Source organism: Nitrospirillum amazonense, assembly GCF_007828045.1.
GTDB classification, from domain to species: domain Bacteria; phylum Pseudomonadota; class Alphaproteobacteria; order Azospirillales; family Azospirillaceae; genus Nitrospirillum; species Nitrospirillum amazonense_C.
This window is the reverse complement of record NZ_VITN01000010.1, coordinates 158,127-172,232: the sequence shown is the minus strand read 5'-3', so window position 1 is coordinate 172,232 and position 14,106 is coordinate 158,127. Positions and strand designations below refer to the sequence as shown.

Annotated in this window: 16 protein-coding genes; 12 read left to right on the top strand and 4 right to left on the bottom strand. The window is 70.7% G+C overall.

Going from position 1 to position 14,106, the window contains the following annotated elements:
• Window positions 1–103 precede the first annotated feature (103 nt).
• The 7 genes from FBZ89_RS17075 (at window position 104) to FBZ89_RS17045 (ending at window position 4,922) form a co-directional block, all read left to right on the top strand.
• A complete protein-coding gene (locus FBZ89_RS17075) occupies window positions 104–2,224 on the top strand; it encodes a tetratricopeptide repeat protein (protein WP_145751091.1) in 2,121 nt (706 codons plus the stop codon).
• A gap of 146 nt (window positions 2,225–2,370) precedes the next feature.
• Window positions 2,371–2,841, top strand: a complete 471-nt coding sequence (gene rpsF / locus FBZ89_RS17070) for a 30S ribosomal protein S6 (RefSeq protein ID WP_088873399.1) — start codon at window positions 2,371–2,373, stop codon at window positions 2,839–2,841.
• The gene (gene rpsR / locus FBZ89_RS17065) at window positions 2,838–3,122 is read left to right on the top strand and encodes a 30S ribosomal protein S18 (protein ID WP_145751090.1); all 285 of its coding nucleotides are present in this window, start codon (window positions 2,838–2,840) and stop codon (window positions 3,120–3,122) included. Before rpsF ends, rpsR begins: the two co-directional genes overlap by 4 nt.
• Before the next feature lie 12 nt (window positions 3,123–3,134).
• Window positions 3,135–3,695: a 50S ribosomal protein L9 gene (gene rplI, locus FBZ89_RS17060; protein WP_145751089.1), complete on the top strand. Its 561-nt coding sequence runs from the start codon at window positions 3,135–3,137 to the stop codon at window positions 3,693–3,695.
• Between the two features lie 120 nt (window positions 3,696–3,815).
• The gene (locus FBZ89_RS17055) at window positions 3,816–4,163 is read left to right on the top strand and encodes a hypothetical protein (protein ID WP_145751088.1); all 348 of its coding nucleotides are present in this window, start codon (window positions 3,816–3,818) and stop codon (window positions 4,161–4,163) included.
• Entirely contained in the window at window positions 4,160–4,465 is a 306-nt protein-coding gene (locus FBZ89_RS17050; protein ID WP_145751087.1) for a hypothetical protein, read from the top strand. Before FBZ89_RS17055 ends, FBZ89_RS17050 begins: the two co-directional genes overlap by 4 nt.
• A gap of 64 nt (window positions 4,466–4,529) precedes the next feature.
• On the top strand, window positions 4,530–4,922 hold the full coding sequence (locus FBZ89_RS17045) for a hypothetical protein (RefSeq protein ID WP_145751086.1): 393 nt from the start codon (window positions 4,530–4,532) through the stop codon (window positions 4,920–4,922).
• Here FBZ89_RS17045 and FBZ89_RS17040 read toward each other — a convergent pair.
• Window positions 4,919–7,015 carry a methyl-accepting chemotaxis protein gene (locus FBZ89_RS17040; RefSeq protein ID WP_145751085.1) on the bottom strand — a complete coding sequence of 699 codons (2,097 nt, stop codon included), beginning with the start codon at window positions 7,013–7,015 and terminating at the stop codon, window positions 4,919–4,921. The two genes, FBZ89_RS17045 and FBZ89_RS17040, sit on opposite strands and share 4 nt — an antisense overlap.
• Before the next feature lie 131 nt (window positions 7,016–7,146).
• Window positions 7,147–7,800, bottom strand: coding sequence for a TetR/AcrR family transcriptional regulator (locus FBZ89_RS17035; protein WP_145751084.1), 654 nt, complete (start codon window positions 7,798–7,800; stop codon window positions 7,147–7,149).
• A gap of 54 nt (window positions 7,801–7,854) precedes the next feature.
• Between FBZ89_RS17035 and FBZ89_RS17030 the strand changes: the two genes are divergently transcribed.
• Complete coding sequence (locus FBZ89_RS17030) at window positions 7,855–8,151, top strand: 4Fe-4S dicluster domain-containing protein (RefSeq protein WP_145751083.1); 297 nt, start codon at window positions 7,855–7,857, stop codon at window positions 8,149–8,151.
• A gap of 10 nt (window positions 8,152–8,161) precedes the next feature.
• The gene (locus tag FBZ89_RS17025; RefSeq protein WP_145751082.1) at window positions 8,162–8,584 is read left to right on the top strand and encodes a VOC family protein; all 423 of its coding nucleotides are present in this window, start codon (window positions 8,162–8,164) and stop codon (window positions 8,582–8,584) included.
• Here FBZ89_RS17025 and FBZ89_RS17020 read toward each other — a convergent pair.
• Complete coding sequence (locus tag FBZ89_RS17020) at window positions 8,581–9,018, bottom strand: MarR family winged helix-turn-helix transcriptional regulator (RefSeq protein WP_004273612.1); 438 nt, start codon at window positions 9,016–9,018, stop codon at window positions 8,581–8,583. The two genes, FBZ89_RS17025 and FBZ89_RS17020, sit on opposite strands and share 4 nt — an antisense overlap.
• Before the next feature lie 242 nt (window positions 9,019–9,260).
• Here FBZ89_RS17020 and FBZ89_RS17015 point away from each other — a divergent pair, with 242 nt between their 5' ends.
• Window positions 9,261–11,051, top strand: coding sequence for a chloride channel protein (locus tag FBZ89_RS17015; RefSeq protein WP_211115267.1), 1,791 nt, complete (start codon window positions 9,261–9,263; stop codon window positions 11,049–11,051).
• 9 nt (window positions 11,052–11,060) lie between these two features.
• Here FBZ89_RS17015 and FBZ89_RS17010 read toward each other — a convergent pair whose 3' ends face one another.
• Complete coding sequence (locus FBZ89_RS17010) at window positions 11,061–11,555, bottom strand: hypothetical protein (RefSeq protein ID WP_145751081.1); 495 nt, start codon at window positions 11,553–11,555, stop codon at window positions 11,061–11,063.
• Window positions 11,556–11,950: 395 nt separating this feature from the next.
• Between FBZ89_RS17010 and FBZ89_RS17005 the strand changes: the two genes are divergently transcribed.
• Both FBZ89_RS17005 and FBZ89_RS17000 read left to right on the top strand, forming a co-directional pair.
• Complete coding sequence (locus FBZ89_RS17005) at window positions 11,951–12,823, top strand: SRPBCC family protein (RefSeq protein ID WP_145751080.1); 873 nt, start codon at window positions 11,951–11,953, stop codon at window positions 12,821–12,823.
• A gap of 115 nt (window positions 12,824–12,938) precedes the next feature.
• Window positions 12,939–14,102 carry an XdhC family protein gene (locus FBZ89_RS17000; protein WP_145751079.1) on the top strand — a complete coding sequence of 388 codons (1,164 nt, stop codon included), beginning with the start codon at window positions 12,939–12,941 and terminating at the stop codon, window positions 14,100–14,102.
• Window positions 14,103–14,106 lie beyond the last annotated feature (4 nt).

Genomic DNA, 14,106 nt, shown 5'->3' with positions numbered 1-14,106 from the left:
TTCCTCGGATAGAGTCTGGTGTGGCGGCTGGAGATCGCGGCACCATCGACGCGGGGGCCGTCGGCAGGCTAATCTGTGGCCTGTCAACGCGTAGGGAAAAGACATGAACCGCAACCAGCGCCGCCTGGACAAGAAGCCGGGCGCGCCGGCCGTGCCGGCGGCGGCGCAGCTGCTGTTCGGCCAGGCGACGCAGCACCACCAGGCCGGCCGCCTTGGGGAGGCTGAGGCGGCTTATCGCCAGGTGCTGGTCCAGGCCCCCCGCCATGGCGACGCCCTATACCTGCTGGGCGTGATCCATCACCAGACGGGCCGCCACTCAGGTGCGGCCGATCTGCTGAGCCAGGCCGTGGCCGCCAAGGGCGACGCCCCGCACATGCAGGCGGCCCTGGGCACCGTGCTGCTGGCCCTGAACCGGCCGGCCGATGCCGTGGCGGCGCTGCAGCGCGCCCTGGCCCTGAAGCCCGACCAGGCGGAGGCGCACACCACCCTGGGCAACGCGCTGAAGGACCTGGGCCGCCTTGACGAGGCCATCACCCATTATGAGAGCGCCATCGCGCTGAAGCCGGATTACGCCAACGCCCACAACAGCCTGGGATACGCCCGCCAGGCGCAAGGGCGGCTGAACGACGCCGCTGGGCATTACCGCCGCGCCCTGGCGCTGAACCCGCGCCTGATCCTGGCGCAGGTCAACCTGGGCAAGGCGCTGATGGCGTTGGGCGACCTGGCGGGGGCGGAGGCGGCGCTGCGCCAGGCCCTGGCGCTGGACGCGGCCCATGCCGACGCGTTGAACAACCTGGGCGCCGTGCTGCAAGCGCAAGGCCGCACGGATGAGGCCACGGCCTGCCTGCGCCAGGCGGCGGCCCTGGCGCCCGACGACGCCGACACCCACCTGAACCTGGCCCGCGTGCTGGCCAGCGACCTGCTGGTGCGCGACCCCAGCCTGCTGCGTCAGGCGCTGTCGCATGCCGAGCGGGCGCTGGCGCTGCGTCCCGGCCATGGCGCCACGCTGGACGCGCTGGGCACCATCCTGCAGCGCCTGGGCCGCCTGACGGAGGCCGAACGCCATTTCCGCGCAGCGCTGGCCGCGACCCCCGGTGACGCGGAGATCGTCCACAACCTGGCCACCACCGTGCAGACCCTGGCTCGCCAGGATGAAGCGGAGGCGCTGTACCGCCAGGCGCTGGCCCTGGATCCCGACCATGCCGACGCCCGTTATTGCCTGGGCACCACCCGTCTGGCCGCCGGGGATTTGGCCAGCGGCTGGCCGGATTATGAGGCGCGCTGGCGCGGCCGGCAGCTGACCCCCTTCTGGCGCCCCTTCCCCGTGCCGCAATGGCGGGGCGGGAGCCTGGCGGGCAAGCGCCTGCTGGTGTGGGGGGAACAGGGCCTGGGCGATGAGATCCTGTTCGCCAGCCTGCTGCCCGACCTGCACCAGCGGGTGACGGCGGAGGGCGGGCAGTTGGTGGCGGAGTGCGCGCCCCGCCTTGTGGGCCTGATCGGCCGCGCCCTGCCGGGCGTGGTGGTGCGGGCCCCGACCTCCGCCCCCGGCGCGCCCACGCTGACCGACATGGACCTGCACCTGCCCATGGGCAGCCTGGCCGGATTGCTGCGCCCCCGCCTGGCGCACTGGTACGGGGGCGCCCCCTTTCTGACGCCGCGCGCGGACCTGGCCGCGCTGTGGCGGGACCGGCTGGACCAACTGGGCCCCGGCCTGCGCGTGGGCATCAGTTGGCGCAGCGGCATCCGGCGCGGTGACCGCGACGGCGCCTACACCACCCTGGCCGACTACGCCCCGGTGCTGACCCTGCCCGGCATCATTCCCGTCACCCTGCAATACAGCGCGCCGGAGGAGGAGTTGCGGCCGGTGGAGCGGGCCCTGGGCCTAACCCTGCACCGTTGGCCCGACCTGGATTTGCGCGAGGATATGGAGGGGGTCGCCGCCCTGATCGCCGCGCTGGATCTGGTGATCACCCCGCCCTCGGCGGTGGGAGAGCTGGCGGGGGCGCTGGGCGTGCCCTGCTGGCGCCTGGGCATCGACCATGACTGGTCCATGCTGGGCACCGGCGCGCGGCCGTGGTTAAACACCATGGCCGTCATCCCGGCGGCGCCGCACGGGCCGGCGGCGGCCGGCCGCGTTGCCCTGGCGGCGCAACGTCTGCTGGCGCTGACGGGCGCGCGGGCCGACCACCTTTTCCCTTGCCCCTCGGGGGGGCTTCCTATATAAGCCCGCGCTTCAACCGCTCCTTGCCGGTGCCTTTGCCATGGCGCCGGCTAGGTCCGTGCGGCTGGCCCACCCCCTGGTCCCCGGAATGATCCGGCGCCCCGGGCGGGAACAGCGGCGGACCACGTAACAGCCATGAGGAGTATCAAATGGCTTTGTATGAGACCGTGCTGATCGCACGGCAGGACATCACGTCCGCCCAGGTGGAAGGCCTGACCGAAACCTTCACCGGTATCCTGAAGGAGAACGGTGGCCAGGTTGCCAAGGTCGAGCAGTGGGGTCTGAAGACCCTCACCTACAAGATCAAGAAGAACCGCAAGGGCCACTACGTCTACTTCGCCCACGATTCCGCCCCGGCCGCCGTCGCCGAGATGGAGCGTAACATGGGCCTGAACGAAGACGTCCTGCGCTTCATGACCACCCGCATCGAGAAGATCGAGGAAGGTCAGACCGCGATGCTGTCCAACAAGGGCGATCGCGGCGAGCGTGGTGAACGCGGCGAGCGTGGCGAGCGCGGTCCGCGCCGCTTCGACGACCGCGGTGATCGTGGTGACCGCGGCGATCGCGGCCCCCGTCCGCCGCGCCGCATGGAAGCCTCTTCTGAAGGAGACCGGGCATGAGCTTCGGCACCCAGGGTAACGCCGGCGCCCCGCGTCCGGCCGGTGGTGGCGGCGGTGGCCGTCGCCCGTTCTTCCGTCGTCGCAAGACCTGCCCCTTCTCCGGTCCGAACGCTCCGGCGATCGACTACAAGGACGTGAAGCTGCTGTCGCGCTTCATTTCCGAGCGGGGCAAGATCGTGCCCAGCCGCATCACCGCGGTTTCGGCCAAGAAGCAGCGTGAGCTGGCCCGCGCCATTAAGCGCGCCCGCTTCCTCGCCCTGCTGCCTTACATCGTGAAGTAAGGAGTAGGAACGATGGAAGTCATTCTGCTGGAGCGTGTCGAGAAGCTCGGCCGCATGGGCGAAGTGGTCACGGTGAAGCCCGGCTTCGCCCGCAACTACCTGCTGCCCCAGAAGAAGGCGCTGCGCGCCTCCAAGGACAACCTGGCTTTCTTCGAGAGCCAGAAGGCCAAGCTGGAAGCGCAGAACGCCGAGCGCAAGGTCGAGGCCGAGAAGGTCGCGTCCAAGATCAACGGCCTGTCGGTCATCATCATCCGCCAGTCTGCCGAAACCGGCATCCTGTACGGTTCGGTGAGCGCCCGTGACGTTGCCGAGGCGGTCACCGCCGCCGGCACCGCCGTGGAGCGCAGCCAGGTCGCCATCGACACCCCGATCAAGACCCTGGGCCTGTTCAAGGTTCGCCTGGTCCTGCACCCGGAAGTGTCGGTGAGCATCACCGTGAACGTCGCCCGCACCACCGAAGAGGCCGGCCTGCAGGCCGCCCGCGGTGGCATGGTCGCCGGCCAGCGTGATGATGAGGACGAGGAAGAGGTGGTGGAAGCCGCCGACGAGGCCACGGAAGAGACCGAGGCCTGATCCTTCTCCGGATCATCTGAGTAACAGGACGGCGCGGCTCTTCGGGACCGCGCCGTTTTGCTTTTGCGCTTCCGCTATCCGCCGTCTAGCTTGCGCTGAATTCTGGTGGGGATATGGATCATGACGACGGAAGCGGGTGGATTGCGCCAGGCGGCCAAGTGGGTGGCCATCATCGGCTTGGCGGGCAACCACGTGCTGGCCTACCAGCAGACGGTGGACCGCATCCGCGCCCCGTCCCGCGCCCTGGCCGACATGGCCGGCGCCATCGGCCAGATCTTCGGCCAGTCGCCCGACCGCTTCAAGGCCGGCGACCTCAGCCTCGGCGACAAGATCGACCTGTTCGTGAACCCCTACACCTCCGTGCGCGACATGGCGCATTGGGAGGGGCTGAACCATCTGCTGTTCTGGCCGGGCCTGGCGGCGCTGATCCTGTTCCTGATCCTGACCTTCGGCGGCCGGCGGGCGTGATCCGCGTGCGGCGCGGCCTGTTTCCTCATTTCCTGCTGCTGATCCTGGCCTTGCCGTGCGGCGGCCACGCCCGGGCGGAATCCAACGCCGCCTTCATCACACTGACCTTGGACGGCGACACGCTCAGGGCCGCCTATCACCTCGACAGGCCCCTCACCGGCCTGATCCCCGGCCGTGGCCCTGTCGCCTGGCAGAACCCGGTGTGGCGGGTGGAGACGCCGGGGATGGAGATGCGCGACCAGCAGGTGCGGGCGACCGAGCCCTGGGCGGCTATTTCTTCGCCGGTCCGGCCGACTATGTGACGCCCATCGACGTGACGCGGCCGGACCTAGGCCGCTTCGTCGCCCGGCCCGATCTGCCCATCGCGTGGCGGGCCGAGGTGTGGCGCCGGGCCTGTCGCGCGCGCTGGCCTATTACCGCGCGCGCCTACCTCTGCGCGATACCGTATCCCCCACCATCGTCTATCAGGACCGGCCAGCCCCGTTTCCGCGGGGCAGCGTCACCGGCGGCGGCATGATGCTGCTGCAGGTTGGCGGCGTCTGGCGGGTGCCGCGCCTGGAACTGAAGCCGGAGCGGGACCGCCTGCTGGCGCATGAGACCTTCCACCTGTTCCTGCGCCGGCACGACGCCGCCGACTTTCCCGACTGGATGAACGAGGGGGCGGCCGCTGGGCCCTGTGGGAGGCCACTGTGTCGGAAACGGGGGTCGCGGCCCGTTTCATCGACGGACCCCGACCCCCGTGTGGTGCTGTCACCTTAAGCCGCGCGAATCCCCGCCAGGAAGCGGTCTACCGCGTCACGCAGGCGGTCGGCGTCGCCGGTCAGGCCCTGCGCCGCGCCATGCATGTCGGCCACGGTGCGGCCCGTCTCTCCCACCGCGGCCGAGACGTCGGCCACGTTGCGCGAAACGTCGCGGGTGGCGTCGGCTGCCTGGCGGACGTTGCGGCTGATCTCCCCCGTCGCGGCGGCCTGCTCCTCCACCGCGGCGGCGATGGCCGTCGACACCTCGCTCATGTTGCGGATGGAATGGCCGATGGTGCCGATGGCGCCCACCGCCTGGTCCGTCGCCTTCTGGATGGCGGTGATCTGGGCGCCGATCTCATCGGTGGCCTTGGCCGTCTGGCCGGCCAGTTGCTTCACCTCGTGCGCCACCACGGCGAAGCCCTTGCCGGCCTCGCCCGCCCGCGCCGCCTCGATGGTGGCGTTCAGGGCCAGCAGGTTGGTCTGGCTGGCAATGTCGTTGATCATCTTGACCACGTCGCCGATGCGCTGCGCCGCCTCCGCCAGGCTGGCGACGGTGCCGTTGGTCTGCTCCGCCTCATCCACCGCCTTGGACGCCATGGAGCTGGAATGGGCCACCTGCTGCCCGATTTCGCGGACGGAGCTTTCCATCTGTTCCGCCGCCGCCGAGACGGTCTGCACATTGCCGGAGGTCTGCTCCGCCGCCTCGGCCGCCGCCGTCACCTGGGACGAGGTCGCGTCCGCCATGCCGCCCAGGGCGCCGGCGATCTGCGTCAGTTGGTGGGACGAGGCCTCCACCGATCGCAGGACGTCCCGCACCTGGGCGTCGAACTCGCCCACCAGGGCGTCCACGGCGCGGGCACGGCGCTCGCGCCCCGCCTGCTCCGCCCGCTGCGTGTCCTCCAGCCGCTGGCGCTCCAGCGCGTTGGCGCGGAAGGTGCCCAGGGCGCCGGCCAGGTCGCCGATCTCGTCCTGGTTGTCGGCGTAGGGGATCTCCGCCTCCAGATCACCCCGCGCCACGCGCAGCATGACGCCGGTCATGGCCGTCATGGGACGGGTCACGCGCCGGGCCACCATGACCACGCCACCAGCCCCCAGGCCCAGGCACAGCACCAGCAGCACGCCATCCACGATCAGGCGGCGCAGCGCCATTTCGCCCTCCCGCCGCGCCAGATCGCGCGCCGCGTCCAGTGCCGCCATGGGCACGGCGGCCAGCATCTCGAACGAGGCGTTGCTGCGCTCCATCCACTGGTCGAGCGAGACCGGTGAGGGCGTGCCGGCCAGCACCGCCTTCTCGATCTGCTCATGCAGTCCCATCACCTCCTTGAAATAGGCCACCTCGGCCGCCGTCATGGCCTGGCGTACGCCATCGGGCACGTCCTCGCGCAGGCTCAGCGCCTTGGTCAGGCGCCAGCCGGCCTCCAACTGGCCACGCAGGCCGGCGGACTGGGCCTGCATGGCCGGGGTGTAGGTCTGCCCCTGCAGCACGAACATCAGGATGTTGCGCTCCAGCCCCGCCGCGTCGCGGGTGACGTAGGAGGCGTCCTTCAGCGCGATCAGGCTGGCGAAGGCCGGGCTTTCGCGGCTGATGCGGGCGCCCAGGGTGGTGCCCACCGCCTCCAGCTTGGCGACAAGGCCGTCAGAGGCGGCGTTCCAGGTCTTGAACAGGTCGGCGGGGCGCTGGTCCTGCGGCTGGGTCACAGCCTTGTCCGCCACGGCGCGCACGTCGTTCAGGGCCTGGCGCGCGGCCATCAGGTCGGCCACGCCGGCCCCGGCGCCGCAGTCCAGGTCCGCGCATTCCGCCAGCACCTTGTCCATGGCCGGGTTGGACTTGGCCCGCACGCCGGCCACCTCGGCCAGGGCCGCGGGCGAGGCCGTGGTCTTTTCCGGGATCAGGCGCTTGAAGGCCCCCCGTTCCAGCCGGGTGTTCTGCAGGGCGCGGAAGACGTCGCCCACCGCATCGCCCATGCGGGCCGTGCGCGCGGCGCGGCGATGGTCGGCATAGGCGCCCGTCGTGGCGATCCCCAGCACCACCACCAGCACGGCCAACAGGATACCCAGCACGGCGTTCAGCAGAACGGCGATGCGTACGGATTTCAGGATGCCAGACACCAAACCCCTCCCCCTGTCCCGCCGGCGCCGGCGCCGGCCGGGCCCTCTTCGCGGGACTACAGGGTTATGGTGGGTGCCACCCCACCCTTGGCATAGATATACTGATGTATTGCTATCAAAGGCGAAGGCCCTCACGCCGTCAGGTAGGCCATCACGGCGCGCACCGCCTCCCGCTCCAGGGCGTGCGCATCGGCGCCCGGGGGCGGGTCCAGGACAACCGCGTGGATCAGGGCGTGGGCCATGCGTCCCACGATGAAGGTGGCGATGCCCAGGTCGGGCACGGTCACCTCGGGGTCCGGTCCTTGGGCGTGCCGTTCCAACAGGGCGCGCAGGAAGCCGTCCGTCTCATCCCCCTCATGGTGGGTCTCCAGGTGCGCCGCCTCCAGCGCCAGCACCTTGTGCAGCGCGGGCTCAAGCCGGTGCGCCTCGATCGCGGCGTGCAGCGTGCGCGCCATGAGATCGGCCAGGGTGGTGTCATGCCCCGCCGCCTCCCAATGCGCCACCTCCGCCATGATCAGGACGTGCATCCGCCGGGAGTGGCGGTCCCGCAGCGCCAGGACCAGCGCGTCCTTGTTGGGGAAGTATTGATACAGCGAGCCGATGCTGACCCCGGCAACGGCCGCCACGGCATTGGTGGTCAAGGCGGCGTAACCATCGCGCACCAGAACGCGAGCGGTCGCATCCAGGATGACGTCCACCAGGGCGCGGGAACGGGCCTGGCGCGGCTGTTTCCTTAAGCTCGGGCGAGCCGGCGATATCGGTTCCGGACGCGAGTTTCCCGGCATGGGACGGCCCCGTACAATGATGCGAGCGATCACTCGTATTTACGGAGAAATATCTTGCCCGACAACGCCTCTTGCAAGCAGGCCCCCGGGGTCATTGTTCCGCGCATCGACCGCAACCGCTGCGAGGGCAAGGACGACTGCGTGCGCGTCTGCCCCTATGACGTGTTCGAGATCGGCGTGCTGCCGGCGGCCGAGCGCGGGGACCTCAGCCTGGGCGGCCGGGTGAAGGGTTTTTTCCACGGCTACCGCCAGGCCTTCGCCGTGCGGGCGGACCAGTGTCGCGCCTGCGGCCTGTGCGTCAGCGCCTGCCCGGAACACGCCATCACCCTGATCCGCGCGCCCGCCGCATAAGGAGACCGCGATGGCCGCCTCATTGGGCTTCCGCCACATCGTGCTGACCGTGGCCGACATCGACCGCGCCGCCACCTTCTACCAACGCATCATGGGCCTCGCCCGGGTGCGGACCGAACCGCACACCATCACCCTGGCCGCGCCCGGCCTGCGCTACGTCATGAACTTGACCGACCGCAAGGAAACGCGGGCGTACGACGGCGGCCCCGACGCCCCCATCGGGAGCTTGGGCGGCATCGACCACCTGGGCATAGAGGTGGATGAGCCGGCGGAGGTGGAGCCCCTGGTGCGGGAATGGCTGGCCGCCGGGGGCCGGCTGCTGGAGCGGCGCGACATGGACACGCCCTACCCCTCCGCCTTCATGCGCGACCTGGACGGCTACCTGGTGCAGATCTACAGCTTCGCGGCCGAACTGCGGGCGCGGGTCCCCTAACCCTCCAACCTGTCGAACAGCGTGCGCAGCAGGGGTGAAAGGCGGCGGATCTCGTCCCGATGCACCCGCGACAGGCCGGCCAGCAGGTCCTCCGCCGCCGGCGTCAGGCTGATGACCACCTGGCGCCGATCCTCCGGCCCCGGGGCGCGGCGTACCCAGCCGTTGCCCTCCAGCCGGTCGATCAGACCCACGGCGCTGTGCGGCCGCACACACAGCCGCTCCGCCAACTCCCCCACCGTGACATGGTCGCGGCCAGGATACCCCTTGATGGCCAGCAGCGCCTGGTGCTGCTGCGCCGTCAGGCCGGCGACGGCGGCCGCGTCCTCGCTGAACGACAGGAAGCGGCGCAGCACGTGGCGGAACTCCGCCAGCAGCTCGTAATCCGCCTTCTCCAGCGGATCCACCCGCTCGGGCGCGGGGGGCGGGGTGGACATGGGGCGGTCGCTCCTTACAAGCCGTGACACACCAAGAGAGCGCCCCTGGACCGGGAACGCAAGGCAGGGCTGACGGAAGGTCCCCTCATAAAGATCGTATTGCGATATATTAAGCCCACGGCCGGCGGGGATCGGCCCCTTCCTTTCCAACGGTTGCTGATACGATGGCGAATGATGTGGTGACGGGCGGCGCGGGCCGGCCCATGACGGCGTCCCGGACGGCGTCCCGGATGGCGCCCCGGATGGCGCAAGACCATGTGCTGGGTGATTTCAGCGCGGACCGGCGGCTGCTGATGCTGATGGCCATGGCGGTGGTGGTGGGTGCCGCCGGCGCCGGCGCCGCCTGGGTGCTGCTGCGCCTGATCGACCTGGCCACCAACCTGTTCTATTTCGGCCGCGTCAGCGCCACCCCGGCGCATATTGGCGATAGCCCATGGGGGCCGTTCATGCCCCTGGTGCCCGTGGTCGGCTGCCTGATCATCGGCCTGATGGCGCGCTATGGCAGCGAGAAGATCCGCGGCCACGGCATTCCGGAGGCGATGGAGGCCATCCTGGTGGGGCGCAGCCGCATCCAGCCCAAGGTGGCGCTGCTGAAGCCCCTGTCGTCCGCCATTTCCATCGGCAGCGGCGGCCCCTTCGGCGCGGAAGGCCCCATCATCATGACAGGCGGGGCCATTGGTTCCCTTTTCGCGCAGTTCTTCCATCTGACGGACGCGGAGCGTAAGACCCTGCTGGTGGCCGGCGCCGCCGCGGGCATGAGCGCCACCTTCGGCACGCCGGTGGCCGCCATGCTGCTGGCCGTGGAACTGCTGCTGTTTGAATGGAAGCCGCGCAGCTTCATCCCCGTGGCCATCGCCGCCGCCGTGGCCGCCGCCTGCCGCCCGGCCCTGCTGGGTGCCGGCCCGCTGTTCCCCCTGGCCGACAGCGCCCCGCTGCCGGCGGCGGGCCTGGCCCTGTGCGCCCTGCTGGGCGTGCTGGCCGGCCTGGGATCCGGCGTGCTGACCAGCCTGGTCTATGGCTTCGAGGATCTGTTCGGACGCCTGCCCCTGCATTGGATGTGGTGGCCCATGATCGGCGGGGCGGTCATCGGCCTGGGCGGCCTGGTCGACCCCCGCGCCCTGGGCGTGGGCTACGACAACATCGCGGGATTGCTGCATGGCGAGATCCCGCCAGCCTCCGCCCTGCTGCTGGTGGCGGTGAAGGCGGTGATCTGGGCCGTGGCCCTGGGCTCCGGCACGTCGGGCGGTGTGCTGGCGCCCCTGCTGATGATGGGCGGCGCGCTGGGCGTGCTATTCGCCGGCGCCGTCCCCGTGGGCTCCACCGGCGAGTGGGCCCTGGTGGGCATGGCGGCGATGATGGGCGGCACCATGCGGGCGCCCCTGACGGCCATGATCTTCGCGCTGGAACTGTCGCACGACGTGGGCGCGCTGCTGCCGCTCGCCATCGCCTGCGCCCTGTCGCATGGCACCACCGTGCTGCTGCTCAAGCGTTCCATCCTGACCGAGAAGGTGGCGCGGCGCGGCCATCACATCGTACGCGAATACGTGGTTGAGCCGTTTGAGACCATGCGCGTGGCCCAGGTGATGGCCCAGCCGGTGGACACCCTGCCGGCCGGCATGCCGCTGGCGGAGGCGCTGGCCTTCTTCAGCGGCGCGGACCAGGCCACCGACGGTCCCAAAGCCAAGCACCGCAGCTATCCCGTGGTGGACGCCGATGGCCAGGTGCTGGGCATGGCGTCGCGCACCGATGCCTTGCGCTGGGCCACGGAAGAAACGACGAATGAGGGCTGGACCCTGGGCGACCAATGTGCCGGCGGGTCGGTGGCGGTGGCCTATGATGACGAGCTGGTTGGCCGTGTGGCCGACCGCATGGCCGCCACCGACCACGGCCGTCTGCCGGTGCTGTCACGCGACGGCAACCGGCTGGTGGGGCTGGTGGCACGGCGCGACCTGCTGGCTGTCCGCACCGTCAGCCGCCATCAAGAGCAGCGGCGCGAGGCGTTGCTGCGCCTGAGTGGGCGGCAGGCGCGCTGACAACGCCTCTCAGACGGTGAGTTCCACATGGTGGATCTCACCATTCTGGGCCATCAGGGCCTGCAGGTAGGTGGAAATCTTGCGGGCGCCGTCGCTGTGCACCGCCAGGCATTGCCGCAGGGCGTCGGCCAGGCGGGCATTCTCCAGCCGTTCCGCGTCGCTGAGGTGGGCATGCTGGGGCGCCAAATGGTCCACCACATGGTCCAGTTCCCGGCCGGCGGCCGGCGACGCGACCGGGGCCCCGCTGCGCACCAGCCCCCGCAGGTTCTGGCGCAGGCGTTCCTCATGGTCCGGTTCCAGCGCGCCGGTGGGGTCGACCTCATCCACGATGTCATCGAACAGGGAGCGGCCGTGACGCGCGCCCTCTTCCGGGGGCCGGCGCCGGCGCCGGTCACGCTGCCGCGCTTCCCGTTCCTGCACCGCCCCCACGCGATCGACATGCAGGGTCGCCGCCGGCGGCTGGGCGGGGGCAAGGTCCAGAACGGGCAAGGGTGCTACGATCATGATGCCTCCACGGTACAGCGAATCGGGCGCACCCTCAAGAGAAGGCCGTTTCACCTTTAGTAGAGGACGATGATTGCGGCCGAATTCCGTCAATATCACCCGTGCCGTTACTGACTTCCGCCAAAGACCACCGGCCTTGGTGCAGAAATCATCCTCATCCTTTTTCAGGAAGCGGACGAAGCGGCGCCTATGTCCATTGGGGGAACAGACGATGTCCGGCACCTCGCTCTAACCGGATCACCGGCCGTTGGGAACCCATCGCGGGGAACCCATCGCGCCGACGGAAAGTTGATAGCCGTTTTCCATCAGGGGGCTGTCCCGCACCGGACGAGGGCTTGCCCCCGGGGCCGGTGCCCAGTACGGTCGCGGGAAACGGCAGAACAAGGACGTCCAGGATGGACATTAGCGGCGAATACTTGGTCGCGGCCCCGCAGGATCTGGTGTGGGTGGCGTTGAACGACGCCGAGGTGCTGCGGCAGAGCGTGCCGCCGGGCTATGACAGCACCATCGCCCTGTCCGACCTGGACCCGCCGCATGGATGCGTGCTGCACGGCGACGGCCAGCAGGCCGCCGTCCGCCTGGTAGACGCCGGGGACGGCCAGACCCGGCTGATCTTCAACGCCGCCGTCGATGCGGACGCCGAGGCGGACACCCGCGCCTTCTTCGCCCAACTGGCCGGCCTGCTGGCCACGGCCGCCACCGCCAACCCCGCGTTGGTGGCCGATGTGGCCCTGGCCGAACCCGCCGTGGACGCCGCCGCCATCGCCGAGGCGGTGCCGGAGGAGGTGCCGGTGGACGCCAAGCCCAAGCGCACCCGCACCAGGAAGGCGGCCGAGGGGCCCGAAGCGGGGTCGGAAACGGCGCCCAAACGTGCCCGCAAGCCCAAGGCGGAACCGGCGCCGGCCGAATCCATTCCCCTGGTGGAGCTGGCCCCCTTGACCGAGGCCATGGCCCCGACCCTGGTCGCGGCGGCCCAGGATGGCGCCGCGCGCGACGAGCTGGCGGCGCAAACGCCCGAGCCCGCCACCTTGCCGCTGGAGCCGGAAACCCACGCCCGCGCCATAGAGCACCAGGTGCGGCCCACGGAGGCCGAAGCGCTGGGTTCCGCCGGCATCTCCCTCCCGCCGGAGCCTGCGGCGCCCGGGCCCCCGGCGGACACCGCGCAGCCGGCCCCGACGATGGCCCACCCGGTCGCCGGCCTGCGGCCCATGATCTGGATCCCTCTCCTGGTGCTGGTCCTGCTGTTGCTGATCGTGCTGATCCGCTAAGCCGGCATCACCCAGCGACACTTCCGCAGGCTGCCCCCGCAGGCTGGCAATCCACGACCCCGCGCCCTATTTGGGAAGGGGCCCGGGCCACCGCCCAAACCGCGTCGGTATATCCATGACCCTCGACTCCCCTGTTCCTCCTTCATTCCCGGATCCGTCGCAGCCGGGTCCGTCGCAGGACGCCGCACGGATCACCGCGCCGGTAGATGAGCTGTCCATCCTGCGCACGGTGGAGGGCTGGCTGGCCCAGGGCCAGGCGGCGGCCATCGCCACGGTCATCGCCACCTGGGGATCCTCTCCCCGTCCCGTGGGTAGCAAACTGGCGGTGGACGCCCGGGGCGGCATGATCGGCTCCGTTTCCGGCGGCTGCGTCGAGGGGGCGGTGGTGGAAGAGGCCTTGCGTGCCCTGGAGGATGGGGAACCGCGGCTGCTGACCTTCGGCGTGCCCGATGAGCGCGCGTGGGAGGTGGGGCTGGCCTGCGGCGGCACCGTGCGCATCTATGTGGCGCCTGTGGGCCCGGGCCACGGTGCCTCGCGCCGGCGGCTGCTGTCGGCCCTGCTGGCCGCGGCCGACGCCAAGCGGCCGGCGGCCCTGGTCACCGACCTCGCCACTGGGCAGCAGACCCTGGTGGACGCGGAGCGGCAGCAGGGCGAAACCGCCTTGCCGGAAACCGTGCGCACCCAGGTACTGGAAGCCCTGGCCCAGGACCGGTCCGTCCTGATCGCGCCGGAGGAGGTCGAGGGGGAATGGTTCGCCCAGGTATGGAACCCACCCCTGCGGCTGATCCTGGTGGGCGCCGTGCACATCGCCCAGGCGCTGACCCCCATGGCCCGGCTGGCGGGTTATGAGGTGACCGTGGTCGATCCGCGCGCCGCCTTCGCCAGCGCCGCCCGCTTCCCCACGGGCGACGGCGTCACCCTGGTGCGCGAATGGCCGGACGACGCCGTGGCCGCGCTGGCGCCCGACCGGCGCACCGCCGTCGTCACCCTGACCCATGACGCCAAGCTGGATGAGCCGGGCCTGCGCGCGGCACTGGAAAGCGACGCCTTTTTCATTGGCGCCCTGGGCAGCCGCAAGACCCACCAGCGCCGCCTGGAACGCATGGCCGATTTCGGCCCCACAGCGCTGGAGCGCATCCACGGCCCGGTCGGCCTGGACATCGGCGCCCTGACCCCGGCGGAGATCGCCGTGTCCATCCTGGCCGAAATGACCCTGGCCCTGCGCGGCGCCAAGACCGCCCGGCGCCCGTGCCAGGCGCCCCAGGCCCCGGGACGCTGACGCC

What these genes read in the sequence shown, in the direction of transcription:
- FBZ89_RS17055 (WP_145751088.1), top strand. Translation starts at nt 3,816, where the DNA reads ATGACGACGGAAGCGGGTGGATTGCGCCAGGCGGCCAAGTGGGTGGCC.
- FBZ89_RS17025 (WP_145751082.1), top strand. Translation starts at nt 8,162, where the DNA reads ATGGCCGCCTCATTGGGCTTCCGCCACATCGTGCTGACCGTGGCCGAC.
- FBZ89_RS17000 (WP_145751079.1), top strand. Translation starts at nt 12,939, where the DNA reads ATGACCCTCGACTCCCCTGTTCCTCCTTCATTCCCGGATCCGTCGCAG.
- rpsF (WP_088873399.1), top strand. Translation starts at nt 2,371, where the DNA reads ATGGCTTTGTATGAGACCGTGCTGATCGCACGGCAGGACATCACGTCC.
- FBZ89_RS17010 (WP_145751081.1), bottom strand. Translation starts at nt 11,555, where the DNA reads ATGATCGTAGCACCCTTGCCCGTTCTGGACCTTGCCCCCGCCCAGCCG.
- FBZ89_RS17020 (WP_004273612.1), bottom strand. Translation starts at nt 9,018, where the DNA reads ATGTCCACCCCGCCCCCCGCGCCCGAGCGGGTGGATCCGCTGGAGAAG.
- FBZ89_RS17035 (WP_145751084.1), bottom strand. Translation starts at nt 7,800, where the DNA reads ATGCCGGGAAACTCGCGTCCGGAACCGATATCGCCGGCTCGCCCGAGC.
- rplI (WP_145751089.1), top strand. Translation starts at nt 3,135, where the DNA reads ATGGAAGTCATTCTGCTGGAGCGTGTCGAGAAGCTCGGCCGCATGGGC.
- FBZ89_RS17015 (WP_211115267.1), top strand. Translation starts at nt 9,261, where the DNA reads ATGGCGCAAGACCATGTGCTGGGTGATTTCAGCGCGGACCGGCGGCTG.
- rpsR (WP_145751090.1), top strand. Translation starts at nt 2,838, where the DNA reads ATGAGCTTCGGCACCCAGGGTAACGCCGGCGCCCCGCGTCCGGCCGGT.
- FBZ89_RS17075 (WP_145751091.1), top strand. Translation starts at nt 104, where the DNA reads ATGAACCGCAACCAGCGCCGCCTGGACAAGAAGCCGGGCGCGCCGGCC.
- FBZ89_RS17005 (WP_145751080.1), top strand. Translation starts at nt 11,951, where the DNA reads ATGGACATTAGCGGCGAATACTTGGTCGCGGCCCCGCAGGATCTGGTG.